Annotated in this window: 9 protein-coding genes; 4 read left to right on the top strand and 5 right to left on the bottom strand. The window is 63.8% G+C overall.

Annotated elements, in window-relative coordinates:
- Positions 1-147 precede the first annotated feature (147 nt).
- The gene (locus RCO24_RS13090) at positions 148-987 is read left to right on the top strand and encodes an invasion associated locus B family protein (RefSeq protein WP_308962685.1); all 840 of its coding nucleotides are present in this window, start codon (positions 148-150) and stop codon (positions 985-987) included.
- Positions 988-1,092: 105 nt separating this feature from the next.
- Here RCO24_RS13090 and hspQ read toward each other — a convergent pair whose 3' ends face one another.
- From hspQ to RCO24_RS13075, 3 genes are all read right to left on the bottom strand, one after another.
- Positions 1,093-1,506: a heat shock protein HspQ gene (gene hspQ, locus RCO24_RS13085; protein ID WP_308962683.1), complete on the bottom strand. Its 414-nt coding sequence runs from the start codon at positions 1,504-1,506 to the stop codon at positions 1,093-1,095.
- A 200-nt stretch (positions 1,507-1,706) separates the two neighbouring features.
- Positions 1,707-2,759, bottom strand: coding sequence for a CoA ester lyase (locus RCO24_RS13080; RefSeq protein ID WP_308962681.1), 1,053 nt, complete (start codon positions 2,757-2,759; stop codon positions 1,707-1,709).
- 157 nt (positions 2,760-2,916) lie between these two features.
- Positions 2,917-4,275, bottom strand: coding sequence for a polyhydroxyalkanoate depolymerase (locus RCO24_RS13075; protein WP_308962680.1), 1,359 nt, complete (start codon positions 4,273-4,275; stop codon positions 2,917-2,919).
- A gap of 321 nt (positions 4,276-4,596) precedes the next feature.
- On the opposite strand from RCO24_RS13075, the gene RCO24_RS13070 reads away from it, so the two are divergent.
- The 3 genes from RCO24_RS13070 (at position 4,597) to RCO24_RS13060 (ending at position 11,340) form a co-directional block, all read left to right on the top strand.
- A complete protein-coding gene (locus RCO24_RS13070) occupies positions 4,597-7,896 on the top strand; it encodes a transglutaminase family protein (RefSeq protein ID WP_308962679.1) in 3,300 nt (1,099 codons plus the stop codon).
- A gap of 88 nt (positions 7,897-7,984) precedes the next feature.
- Entirely contained in the window at positions 7,985-10,456 is a 2,472-nt protein-coding gene (locus tag RCO24_RS13065) for a circularly permuted type 2 ATP-grasp protein (RefSeq protein WP_308962678.1), read from the top strand.
- The gene (locus RCO24_RS13060; protein WP_308962676.1) at positions 10,453-11,340 is read left to right on the top strand and encodes a transglutaminase family protein; all 888 of its coding nucleotides are present in this window, start codon (positions 10,453-10,455) and stop codon (positions 11,338-11,340) included. Before RCO24_RS13065 ends, RCO24_RS13060 begins: the two co-directional genes overlap by 4 nt.
- A 34-nt stretch (positions 11,341-11,374) precedes the next feature.
- Here the strand turns inward: RCO24_RS13060 and RCO24_RS13055 are convergent, their stop codons facing one another.
- Positions 11,375-12,862, bottom strand: a complete 1,488-nt coding sequence (locus tag RCO24_RS13055) for a LapD/MoxY N-terminal periplasmic domain-containing protein (RefSeq protein WP_308962675.1) — start codon at positions 12,860-12,862, stop codon at positions 11,375-11,377.
- A gap of 151 nt (positions 12,863-13,013) precedes the next feature.
- On the bottom strand, positions 13,014-13,493 hold the full coding sequence (locus tag RCO24_RS13050) for an Lrp/AsnC family transcriptional regulator (protein WP_308962674.1): 480 nt from the start codon (positions 13,491-13,493) through the stop codon (positions 13,014-13,016).
- Positions 13,494-13,609 lie beyond the last annotated feature (116 nt).

The raw sequence follows: 13,609 nt of genomic DNA, 5'->3' as shown, positions 1-13,609 counted from the left end.
TTACTGCCGGGCCGGATGACGCCGCGAGCGTCAATACGAGCGCGCCCAGGAATTGCCGATTTGAGCGCTGCGAAGTGGGGCTGAGTTGCCGGCTGGGGAACGCTGGGCGGCTCGTGAACTGGCTGAAAACGAAAGGTCGAATTCCTTATGTCACACAGAGATGGCATCGCAACGGGTTTGGGGCGCAGCGTTTTGGCGTGCGGCGCCACACTCGCCCTGATTTTTGGAATCGCTGCAGGTGGTCCGGCGTACGCACAGGACAAGAAAGACGCCGCTCCCGCGGCTAAGGATGCCAAGGGCGGTGCACCGGCTGGCAAGCAGAGCGCCTGGGTCAAGCTTTGCGAGAAGTCGCCGCTCGTGAAGAAGGACAAGGACGGCAAAGAGGTCAAGGAAGAGAAGGATATCTGCCTGACGCACCACGAGCGCCTCGATGGCAACTCGGGCATGGTGCTGGTTTCGGCAGCGATCCGTCAGGTCGAGGGCAGCGAGCATGATCACCTGATGATCATGGTTCCGCTTGGAATGGCCATTCCGCCGGGCATCAAGGCCGCTGTCTACTCGAAGGACCAGTGGGAGAAGGCTGCCAAGAACGAGAAGATCGAAGACAAGGATCTGAAGCCGATCGATCTCAAGTTCTCGCTCTGCCATCCGTCGGGCTGCACGGCTGAAGTCGAGGCGACCAAGGACATCGTCGATCAGATGAAGACGGGCGGCGGTATCATGGTTCTCGCCATGAATGCGCAGGCCCAGCCGATCGGCTTCCCGGTTCCGCTCGACGGCTTCACCGAGGCATTCGCCGGCAAGCCCGTCGACAACGCCGAATACAAGAAGGCCCGCGGCCAGCTGATGGCGCAGATCCGTCAGCGTCAGCAGGAAGCTTACGAGAAGTACAAGGCCGAGCAGATGAAGAACCTGCCGCCGCAGCCGGGTGCCGAAGGCGTTGCAGCTGCCGGCAAGGATGCAAAGAAGCCGGCCGAGAAGAAGTAAGCCGATCTCTTCTTAGAACGTTAGACATGGAAAAGGCCGCCCTTTCGGGCGGCCTTTTTCGTTTGAACGGGGCTCGATCAATCGTCTCCGAGCCGGCGGACGACCTCAGTGCGGTTGGAACACCGCGCGATAGCGGCCGTCCTCATCCTCGACGAAGTATTCGCCCAGTTGTGGATGGCGCAGCGGCTCTCCGCTGGTGTCGGCAAGCAGGTTCTGCTCGGAGACGTAGGCGACGTATTCGGTTTCCGCGTTCTCGGCCAGCAGATGATAATACGGCTGGTCCTTGACCGGACGGATCTCGGCCGGAATCGATTGCCACCAATCCTCGGTGTTGTTGAAGACCGGGTCGATGTCGAACACCACGCCGCGGAACGCATAGACGCGATGGCGCACGACCTGGCCGAGCGCGAATTTCGCCTTCCGGATTGCGGGAGACTTTTTCCCCTTGGCGGGCGTGCGCGTGGCGCGCTTGGTGCGGGGGCGGCGCGGTGTTGTCGTCGATGCGGGTTTGCGCGGCATAGCTTCGTTCCTAGGAATTTACATTCGAAGGGACGGTGCTCCGGATGTCAACGGTTCTGTGTAACATAGTTGATTGGCTATGGTTCCTGGCCGGCGAGCCGGCGTGATCCGCTTCGAATCGACGGGATCCGAAGCGGTCATTGGTTTGTCGTCAGACTTGGGAATTGCGCTGCAGGCGGTCAGGCCGAAGCGACTAAGGTTTAGAACCCGTAGGCAGTCGCGCGCTCCGGGTCCTTCTTGGCGACAAGGCGGGCGAGATCGACGATGACCTTGGCCTGCTTCCAGGTGGCGTCGTCCTGCATCTTGCCGTCGATCATCACGGCGCCGGTGCCGTCCGGCATGGCTTCGAGAATGCGCCTGGCGAAGGCGACTTCCTTCACGTCCGGCGAGAACACGCGCTTGGCGATATCGATCTGGGTCGGATGCAGCGACCAGGCGCCAAGGCAGCCCTGGATGAAGGCGTTGCGGAACTGGGCTTCACAGGCGGCGCCATCGGAGAAATCACCGAACGGTCCGTAGAACGGCTTGAGGCCGTAGGCGAGGCAGGCGTCGACCATCTTGCCGACGGTGTAGTGCCAAAGATCCTGCTGGAAGCGGGCGCGTGCGGCGCCTTCGCCGCCGGCGTCCTCAAGCACGTAGTAATCCGGATGGCCGCCGCCGACGCGGGTCGTCTTCATGCCGCGCGAAGCGGCGAGATCGGCCGGGCCGAGGCTCATGCCGTGCATGCGCGGGGAAGCCGCGGCGATGGCTTCAACATTCTTGACGCCTTCGGCGGTTTCGAGAATGGCGTGGATCAGGATTGGCTTGGTGACGGCGTACTTGGCTTCGAGCTGAGCGAGCAGCTGGTCGAGGTAGTGGATGTCCCACGGGCCTTCGACCTTTGGCAGCATGATTACGTCGACCTTGTTGCCGGCTTCGCGCACGATTTCCGTCACGTCGTCGAGCATCCACGGCGAATTCAGGCAGTTGATGCGCGTCCAGAGGCCGGTCGTGCCGAAATCGTTCTCGCGCGCCATCTGGATGAAGCCCTTGCGTGCGGCTTCCTTGTCGCCCACGGGGATGGCGTCCTCGAGGTTGCCCAGCACGACGTCGACCTGGGAGGCGATATCCTTGATTTTCGAACGGATCTTCTCGTTGTGCGGCGGCACGAAATGGATCATGCGCTCGATGCGGACCGGCAGCGCGCGATAGGGCTCGGGCGCGCCGATGGCTAGGGGCGCAAAGTGCTTCGCAGGCGTACGGACAGCGCTCATCGGGCGGACCTCAAGATTTCGGATCGGATGGGAAGGTTGGCCGCAATCTAGTGGGTGGGCGGCAAGAGTCAACGCGACGGGGCGCGGCATGAAATGCCGCCGTTAAGGGGCCGGATGGCCCCGCGTTTAGCGCCCAACCGGAGGCGTTAGCCAAAAATCAGCGCGCGGAGCCGTTCGGCGGGGTGGCGACCTGATGGGTGCGCCAGTCGACGACCTGTTCGCGCGCCTGATGCAGCGACCGGTAGGGAAGCGGCATTTTGGTCTCGTCGCTTCCGGTGCGGCGCTTGAATTGGACGGTGCGGATCATTTCGCGAATGCGCGGCTGGATCTCGGTGCGCCAGCGGGTGCCGCTAAAGACGCCGTAATGTCCGACGCCCGGCTGGACGTAACCATAGTGTTCGTCGACCGGAATGTTCGGACAGAGGTCGTGGGCGGCTTGTGTCTGGCCGAGGCCACAGATGTCGTCGCGCTCGCCCTCGACGGTCATCAGCGCCGTCTTGCGGATCGCCGAGCAATCGACGCGCTCACCGCGGTGCATCAGCTCACCCTTCGGCAGCAGATGTTCCTGGAACACGGCCTTGACGGTCTCGAGATAGAAATCCGCGGGCAAGTCCATGACCGCGAGGTATTCCTCGTAGAAGGCCTTGTGCTGGTTGACGCTGTCGCAGTCGCCTTTGACGAGGTTCTCGAACAGCTTCATGTGCGCCTGCGTGTGGCGCTCGAGGTTCATGGTCATGAAGCCGGTGAGCTGGATGAACCCCGGATAGACGCGGCGGCCCATACCCGCGTTCGGGAACGGCACGTAGTTGATGACGTTGTTCTCGAACCAGGAGAGCGGCTTCTCCTCGGCAAGCTTGTTGACCTGGGTGGGATTGCGACGCGTATCGATCGGACCGCCCATCAGCGTCATGGAGGCCGGCTGAGCGGGATCATCCTTGGCGGCCATGACCGCAACGGCGGCAAGCGCGGGAACCGCAGGCTGGCACACCGCGATCACGTGGGTGTTGGGACCGAGGAACTGGATGAACTCGATGATGTAGTCGACGAAGTCGTCGAAGCCGAAGTCGCCTTCGTACATGGGGATGTCGCGCGCGTCGGCCCAATCGGTGATGTAGAGATTGTGCTCCTTGATCATCGCATCGACGGTGCCGCGCAGCAGCGTCGCGTAGTGGCCCGACATCGGCGCGATGAGCAGCACTTTCGGATCGTAGCGCTTGCCGACGACGCTCTCGTCGCGATTGAAGTGAAGAAGATTACAGAACGTCTTCTTCAGCACGATCTCTTCCGTCACCGGGACGGTGAGACCGTGGATCTTGGTTTCCTTGATGCCGAACTCTGGCTTGCCGTAACGGCGCGTCATGCCCTCGAAGACTTCGCAGGCCGCGGCGATGTTCTTGGCAAATTCAGTATTGGCAAAGGGATTAAAGGGCGCCTCGACCTGAGCCTTGACCGCGCGGGTCATGAGGCGCACCGGGTGCATCAATGCGTGAGCAAGCTCATAAGAGTAATAGTGCATTCACCTAGCTCTCCCGAAGCCCCGGACATGTGCAATGCAGCAGGGCCATCCCCTGACGTCAAGCTTTCCGTCTTACAATTGTCGCAATTGATGAAAGCGCAGGCAATTATGTGACTAATCTTTAGTCGAGATGCCTCCAGAACCCGGCTTGACCATCAATTGCCTGACAATGCAGCATCGCTGCAATGCACAATACCAGCCTCAAGTTGTTATTTTGTTGTTCTTGCTTTGCTTTCGCCGGTCAGCCTTAATTTTGGTCGTGCTTCGCACCGGAAATCCGGTCTCTGTTCCGGAGAAGCACTTGAGAGGTTCTCGCCAGCAATGGCCATCCTAACCAGCCTGCATCACGTTACCCGCTACGTTTACGACCGCCCCGTCGCACTCGGGCCGCAGATCATAAGGCTCAGGCCGGCCGCGCACTGCCGGGTGCGAATCCCGAGCTATTCGCTGAAGGTCTCGCCGGAAAACCACTTCATCAATTGGCAGCAGGATCCGCACGGCAATTGGCTCGCGCGATACGTGTTTCCCGAAAAGACGACGGAATACAGCGTCACGGTCGATCTTCTGGCCGAAATGGCGATCGTCAATCCGTTCGATTTCTTCGTCGAGGGGTATGCGGAAAGTTTTCCATTTGCCTACGCCGATGCGCTCGAAGCCGACCTTGCGCCTTATCTCGTAACGGAGAAGGCCGGGCCGATGCTGAAGGCGCTGCTGGCCAAGATCCCGCGCAAGGCTGAGCGCACCATCGACTATCTGGTCGAACTCAATTCGCTGATCAATCGCGAAGTCAGCTATCTCATCCGCATGGAGCCCGGCGTGCAGACGCCGGAAGAATCGCTCGCGCTCAAGTCGGGATCGTGCCGCGATTCCGCTTGGCTGCTGGTCCACGTGCTGCGCCACCTCGGCCTCGCGGCGCGCTTCGTTTCCGGCTACCTCATTCAGCTCAAGCCCGACATCAAGTCGCTCGACGGTCCTGCGGGAACGGAGGTCGACTTCACGGATCTTCACGCCTGGACGGAGGTCTATCTGCCGGGAGCGGGCTGGATCGGACTGGATCCGACCTCGGGCCTGTTTTGCGGTGAGGGGCATATTCCGCTTGCCGCCACGCCGCATTATCGCAGTGCTTCGCCGATCAGCGGCAGCGTCGACCCGTCGGAGGTCACGTTCTCGTTCGATATGAAGGTCACGCGCGTCGCCGAGAAGCCGCGCGTGACATTGCCGTTCTCCGAGGAGAGCTGGGAGCAACTCGTCGCGCTCGGCGACAGGGTCGATGTCGATCTCGAAGCCGAGGGCGTCGGTCTCACCATGGGCGGCGAACCCACGTTCGTCTCGATCGACGACTACGAAACCGCGGAATGGAACACCTCGGCGGTCGGACCGACAAAACGCGCGCGTTCCGACGATCTCATTCGCCGGCTCAGAGCGAAGTTCGGGCCGGGCGGATTTCTGCACTACGGGCAAGGCAAGTGGTATCCGGGCGAAAGCCTGCCGCGGTGGACGTTCTCGCTTTACTGGCGCAAGGACGGGAAGCCGATCTGGCGCAACGATGCGCTGGTTGCCCGGGAAGGCTATCGCGCGCCGACCGACGTTGCGGGTGCCAAGGCTTTCTCGGACGGCATTGCCGAGCGCCTCGGCGTCGGGCGCGAATACATTATTCCGGCCTACGAGGATCCGGCCCATTGGATCGTGAGAGAAGCCCAGCTTCCGGTCAACGTCGATCCGCTCGATAGCAAGCTCGACGACAAGGAGGAGCGGGCCCGCATCGCACGCGTCTTCGATCGCGGCCTCGGAACTGCGTCGGGCTTCGTGCTGCCGATCCAGCGCTGGAACTCGCGCGCCGGAATCGGCTGGATGAGCGAGAAGTGGAAGCTTAGGCGCGGACAGCTCTACCTGACGCCGGGCGACAGTCCGCTCGGACTGAGGCTGCCGCTCAACGGTTTGCCGTGGCTGCCGCCACTCGCGGTTCCGCAGGTCGTCGAGGACGATCCGTTCATGGAGCGCGGCGAGCTTCCCGATCCGGACGAGGTCATGCAGGTCTATCGCCGGGTCGGTGACAATCCGTACCGGCAGCCGTTCCCGCTGTCGCAGGATATCGAAGGCGCCTCGGTACGGACCGCGCTCGCGGTCGAGCTCCGCGAGGGCAAGCTCTGCGTGTTCATGCCGCCGCTCGCTGCGCTCGACGACTACCTCGAGCTGTTGACGGTGGTCGAGGCCACGGCCGAGGAGCTTGGCGTGCCGGTGCATATCGAGGGCTATCCGCCGCCGGCCGACTATCGCCTGAACGTCATAAAGGTCACGCCGGATCCGGGTGTCATCGAGGTCAACATCCATCCGGCCGCGACGTGGCGCGAGTGCGTGAACACGACGGAGACCGTCTACCACGAGGCACGGCTCTCGCGGCTCGGCACCGACAAGTTCATGACCGACGGGCGCCATACCGGAACCGGCGGCGGCAACCATGTGGTGGTCGGCGGGGCGACGCCCTGGCAGAGCCCGTTCCTGCGCCGTCCCGACCTGATGAAGAGCCTGGTCGTGTTCTGGCAGCGGCATCCGTCGTTGTCGTATCTGTTCTCGGGACTGTTTATCGGGCCGACGAGCCAGGCGCCGCGTGTCGACGAGGGGCGCCACGAAAGCCTCTACGAGCTCGAGATCGCGCTGGGCATGATTCCCGGTCCGGGCGAGGGGCCGCCGGCCGCGCCGTGGCTGCTGGACCGGCTGCTACGCAACCTGATGGTCGATTCCTCCGGCAATACGCATCGCAGCGAGATCTGTATCGACAAACTCTATTCGCCGGACAGCACTTCGGGACGGCTCGGGCTCGTCGAGTTCCGCTCGTTCGAGATGCCGCCGGATGCGCGCATGAGCCTTGCGCAGCAGCTTCTTCTGCGCGCGCTGATCGCTAAATTCTGGAAGGCGCCCGAGCGCGGAGACCTCGTGCGCTGGGGCACGGCGCTGCACGACCGCTTCATGCTCGAGCATTATGTGTGGGCCGATTTTCTCGATGTGCTCGACGTGCTCAGGCGGGCAGGCTACGCTTTCAAGACAGAATGGTTCGAAGCGCAGCGGGAGTTCCGCTTTCCCTACTACGGGGCCGTGGAGCACGGTGGCGTGAAGCTCGAAGTGCGCCAGGCGCTCGAACCGTGGCATGTGATGGGCGAGGAAGGCTCGGCGGGGGGCACGGTGCGCTACGTGGATTCCTCTGTGGAACGGCTTCAGGTGAAAGCTGACGGCTTCAATCCGCGCCGGCATATTCTCGCTTGCAACGGGCGGCGCGTGCCGCTTGCCTCCACCGGGCGTTCGGGAGAGTTCGTGGCAGGTATTCGCTACAAGGCATGGTATCCCGCCTCGGGGCTGCATCCGACGATACCGGTGCATGCGCCGCTGACGTTCGACGTACTCGATACGTGGAGCCATCGCTCGCTCGGTGGATGCGTTTACAGCGTCGCGCATCCGGGCGGGCGCAGCTACGACACGTTCCCGGTCAACACCTACGAGGCCGAGGCGCGCCGGCTGGCGCGATTCCAGGACCATGGCCACACGCCGGGCCTGATGACGGTTCCGCCGCTCGAACGCAACGACGAGTATCCTTGCACGCTCGATCTCAGGCGGCCGCCAGCATGACGCACGGATTTGCGATGCCGTCGTGCCTGCTTCGGCCTTCCGAGGCTGGGGCTCCGTGTGATGTGCCGTGACGTTTGAGGCTGCGAAGATGTCGGAAGCTGGGGCGAGCGAGGCGTTGATCGCCGGCTATCGGCCACTGCCCGGCGTCTATGACGAGATGGTCGATGCGGCGGGGCGGGTGCGTCCGCATTGGACCGCGTTCGTCGACCGGCTTGCCGCGGAAGGGCAAGCGTCTCTTGCTCAGCGTTTCAACGCCGCCGACCGCTATCTCAAGGATTCCGGCGTTTACTATCGCGTCTACGACGATCCGACGGCCGGAGAGCGGCAATGGCCGCTGAGCCATGTACCGCTTCTGATTTCGCCGCAGGATTGGGCGGCAATCGAAGCGGGCGTGATCCAGCGCGCCAAGCTCATCGAAGCGGTGTTGAAAGACGTCTACAGCGGCGGGCGGCAGCTTTCGGCGCTGGGGCTTCCGGCGTCGCTGATTGCGGGCAGCCCCGACTTTCTCCGGCCGCTGGTGCAGACCGACCAGCCGTCGCCGCGCCAGCTGCATCTCTATGCGGTCGACATCGGCCGCAGCCCGAACGGGCAATGGTGGGTTCTGCGCGATCGCACGCAGGCGCCTTCGGGGGCGGGCTTCGCGCTCGAAAACCGGATCGCGCTGTCGCGGGCGATGGCGGACGTGTTTCGCGGGTTCGATGTCGAGCGGTTGGCGCCGTTCTTCGACGCGCTCAGGGTAGAGCTCGCAAGCCACCGGGAAACGGATGACGCGGGCGTGTGCCTGCTGACCCCAGGCCCGCTCAACGAAACGTATTTCGAGCACGCCTATCTTGCGCGTTATCTCGGCTTGCGGCTCGTGGAAGGCATCGATCTTCTGGTGCTCGGCGGATCCGTGTACCTGAGGACAGTCGGCGGATTGCGCAAGGTGAGGGTTCTGCTGCGGCGCATAGATGGCGACTTTGCCGATCCGCTGGAGCTCAACGGGCGTTCGCGGCTCGGCATTCCGGGTCTCGTGCAGGCCGCGCTTCGCGGCAATGTCACGCTCGCCAATGGCCTCGGATCGGGACTTGCGGAAGCGCGCGCGCTGCTCGGGTTTCTGCCGACGCTCGCCGAGCCGCTGATCAACGAGCGGTTGACGCTGCCGAACGTCGCGACGTGGTGGTGCGGCCAGCCTGCCGCGCGCGAGGCCGTGCTCGAATCCCTCGGTCAACGTGTCATTGCGCCCGCCTATTCACGCGTCGCCGGCGGTATTCCGCAGGGCGGGCCGTGGGTGATGCCGGATCTCGACGGGTCGCAGCGTGAGACGCTGCGGGCTGCCATCGAGCGCCGCGGCGTCGACTTCGTCGGGCAGGAGATGCTGAAGCTCTCGACGATGCCGGTGTGGGTCGATGGCCGGCTCGAACCGCAGCCGTTCACCTTCCGCGTGTTCGTGGCGGCGACGGCAGACGGCTACAAGGTGATGCCGGGCGGGTTTGCTTTGGTTGGGCCTCACGATCTCGGCGCCGTCTCGATGCAGCGCGGCGCGCGATCGGCGGACGTGTGGGTGCTTTCGGACGGCCCGGTGCAGCAGACGACGCTGATCCCTTCGGAAACGCAGATCGTCGTGCGGCGCGCGGCGGGCGTGCTGCCGAGCCGGGCCGCTGACAATCTGTTCTGGCTTGCCCGCTACATCGAACGCGCGGAAGAAACGCTGCGGCTGGTTCGTGCGCTTGCCGTGCGGGTTTCGGCCGAGCGCAGCGAGGGATTGCCTGGTGTCGGGGGGATCGCGGAACTTCTAGTGCGCTGGGGGGCGGCGCCGACCGACCCGCACGCCAATCCCGCGCTGATCGGTTTGACGGCGCTGGCTCGTTCTCAATTCGACGGCGCAGTGCCGGCGTTGGTTGCGGCGGCGCGGCGGGCGGCGTCGGTGACGCGGGACCGCTTTCCGGCCGATGCATGGCGCGCGCTTGAAGATCTCAACGCCTTCCTGCTTTCGCCCGAGACGCGCGAGATCGCCGAGGTCGCGGTTCTCGAAAAAGCGAGTACCGCGATCCGCCTGATCGCGGCGGTTACAGGCTTTCAGCTCGAGACTATGAACCGGCAGGCAGGCTGGCGGTTCGTGAAGCTCGGGCTCCGGATCGAGCGGGCACTCGCGACCTGCCGCTTCGCGCGCCAGTTCGCGCGGGCGCAAGGTGGGTCGCGCGACGAACTCGATTTGCTGCTCGAACTCAACGATTGCCATATCACTTATCGTTCACGCTATCCGCTTGGCGCCGCGTTCGCGCCGGTCATGGATCTCGTGCTGCTCGACGAGAGCAACCCGCGCTCGCTCCTGTTCCAGCTTTCGCGCCTCAAGGGGCACGTGCTGGCGCTGCCGCTGTTGCCGCCCACCAACCGGCCGTCGCCGGCACTCGCGGTGGCCGACCGGTTGCACGCGATCGTGTCCGTTCTCGATCCGGTGAAAATCCGGCACGACGATATTCTCGGCATCGAGAACGGCCTCATGCAGCTCTCGGACGAAATCTCGATGTCGTATTTCCGCGTGCGCGATCCCTTCGCGACGGAGGGCGAGGCGTCGTGATCTATGACATTCGCCAGACGACTTCGTATGCCTATGGCTCGTTCGTGCCGTTCGCCGCGCACGTTTTGAGGCTGATGCCGCTTTCGAATGCCGGTCTCGACGTTCTCGAATGCGACATGATCATCGATCCCAAGCCCAGCGAGTACGCGGTAACACGGGATTTCTTCGGCAACGCTACGACCCACGTCACGCTCAAGGCGCCGCATAACCGTCTCGTGGTGGAAAGCCGGTCGGTCGTGCAACTCGCCGTCGGACCGCTGATCGATCCCTTGACGACGCCGCCGTGGGAAGCGGTGCGCGGTGCCGCGCATGCAACGCCGAGCCTCGCGCCGCGATCGCCGGCGCATCAGATTTTCGCTTCGAAGCACGTTCCGATCGATGCAGCGTTTCTCGACTACGCCGCGCCGCTGTTTGCCCCGGGTCGGCCGATCCTCGCGGCGGCGATCGATCTCATGACGCAGATCCACACAGATTTTCGCTACGATCCGGCCGCGACCGACGTGATGACGCCGGCACGCGACGCGTTCGCGTTCCGGCGCGGCGTGTGCCAGGACTTCGCCCATATTATGATCGGCTGTCTCAGATCGCTCGGTCTCGCGGCTGCTTATGTCAGCGGCTATCTGCGGACGCATCCGTTGCCGGGCATGCCGCGGCTCGAAGGCGCGGACGCAATGCATGCGTGGGTGTCTGTCTGGTGCGGCGAGCGCGCGGGGTGGCAGGATCTCGATCCGACCAACGCGATCCGCGCCGGCGGCGGGGATCATGTTCCGCTCGCTTTCGGACGGGACTATTCCGACGTCTCGCCGATCGATGGCGTGATCTTCGATTCCGGTCGCCATTCGGTTTCAGTGGCGGTCGACGTCACCGAACGGGCAGAGGCGTAGTACGCCGCACGCCCTCCGGTCGATCGCGCGTGTCCTATTGGAGGACGGGGATTGCGGCCGGGCCCGTATCGCGGACCGGCAACGTTACTAGCAAGGCGGTTCCGGCCGGTTGCAGCGGTTCGATGACGAGCGTGCCGGATTGGGCGCGGACCCGCTCGCGCATCCCGGATAGGCCGAAGCCGATGGCTGCGCTTTCGGAGATGCCCACGCCGTCGTCGGCGATGCGTAGCCGGATACCGGGTCCAGACGGTGCTTCCTGGACGGCAAGGGCGATCGATACCAGCTTGGGCTTGCCGTGGCGCATGGCGTTGGTCAGTCCCTCTTGGACGCAGCGGTAGAGCGTGAGGTCGATGTCCTCGCCATAGCTTGCGGCGAGCCCCTGGAATTCGTGCGCAAAGCGCGTTCCCGAGTGGCGACGCTCGAAGGTCAGGATCAACTCTTCGAGCAGCTGGGACAGCGTCACGCGGCCGAGTGCGACGGGCCGCAGGCGGTTCAGAAGCGATCGGGTGAGACTTTTCAGGCGATCCGAGACGTGAGCGATCTCGGTGACGCAGGACAGGATGGCCGAGGACTGCGGCTCGGGCAGATTGCGGGCGTGACGCTCGATGGAGCCGGTTCCGGCGGTGATGCCGAACAGGCAGGGGCCGAACTCGTCGTGGAGATCGCGGGAGATCTGGCGGCGCTCGTCCTCCTGGACGGCGATGAGCTGGCGATAGAGGCGGCTATTCTCGGCGTTGGCGTTGTCGAGAGCTTCGGCGAGCGTGTTGAACGAGCCGACGATCGCAGCCAGCTCGCGGACTTTCGGCTGCGGCTCGATGCGGAGGCCGTAATGACCGTCCTCAAGTTCGCGCATGCCGTCAGCCAAGGTGACGAGCGGATCGAGGACGAAGCCGAGTACAAAATAGAGTCCCGTCATCATCAGCGCCGTGCCGCCGAGCCACAGGATCGACATCAGCTCGAGAAGCTCCCAGGCCTCCGCGATCTCGTCGTCCGGCTCGCCCTGAATGAGTACGGTGCCGAGGCGTTTTCCTTCGGCGGTGATGGGCACGCTTTGGACTTCGCTCGCGGGCTTTGCGAGATCAATGAACCATTGCGGGGCTGCCTCGCGCTCACCGCGCGCGGCGACTGTTCTTCCGTTCTGGGCTTCCGCCAGCGGCTTGTCGTTGGCATCGAGCACGCGGATGGTGACATGGCGCACCTGTGCCATCTCGTGGGCGAGGCGCCAGGAGAAGGGCGCGAGGTCGGCCGGTGCGTCGATCTCGCGGGCTTGCGCCGCAATGTGATGGCGCCACAGCTCGACGTTCGATTGCGTTTCGATGGCGGCGCGGTTGCGGGCGTCCAGGACGGCGAGGACGCCGCCGATGAGGCCCGTGAACATCGTCAGCAGCGTAATTGCGATCAGGATCTGCCAGCGGAACGGACACGCGTACCAGCCGTTCGATATGTTTTCGAAGAGGGCCTGGGCGCGGTTGCCGGTGCGGGCAGCGGCGGGGGGCTCCGATTGGCTCGGGGTATTGGGCATTCCGGGGTCCGGACAGGAGGGCCGCGGGTGGTGCCGCGGCGGCTGTGATCGAGAGCGCTAGAGACACCATAGGTGCGGCGCCTCGTCGTATCACAACTATGTTATATAGTTTCCTCGCGAGAGGCGACCTCGGAAGCGCCGTGGCGGGCTCTCACGTGCCAAGGAGAACGGACGCCGGGATCGGCCGGGATTTGACGTCGCGCAGCACAAAGCTCGAGCGGAGCCGGGTGACGCCAGGCAGCCGCGACAGCTCTTGCTTGTGGATGCGCTCGAAATCGGAAAGGTCCCGTGCGTGGACCGTCAGCAGGTAGTCGTCTTCGCCCGACATCATCTGGCAGCGGATCACGGATGGCGCGGCAAGGACGGCTGTCTCGAAGCTTTCGAGTTGCTGCTCGCTCTGGTTTTGCAGGCTGATGAAGACATGGACGGTGATTTCCAGGCCCATCGCCTTGCGGTCGATACGGGCCTGGTAGCCTTGGATGATGCCGCCCTGTTCGAGGGCGCGAATGCGGCGGGCGATGGCGGTCGGCGAGAGCGGAATGCGCTCGGAAAGCTGGACCTGGCTCAACCTGCCATCTTCGAGAAGAGCTGCGACAATGGCGCGATCGAGCGCGTCGAGGTTCTGAGGCATTTGATTTCTGCGAAAAACTTATGATCTGCGCAGATTATCTGCGCTAATCGGCTCCCGTTCAACGAAATTTGCGGAGTTCTGATGTCGGATGTTTGGTAAACTTCTATCTGTCATTT

Origin of the sequence: Hyphomicrobium sp. LHD-15, assembly GCF_031157355.1 — a bacterium.
GTDB lineage: Bacteria > Pseudomonadota > Alphaproteobacteria > Rhizobiales > Hyphomicrobiaceae > Hyphomicrobium_C.
The sequence above is the reverse complement of the archived record's forward strand: the minus strand, read 5'-3'. Positions and strand labels throughout refer to the sequence as shown.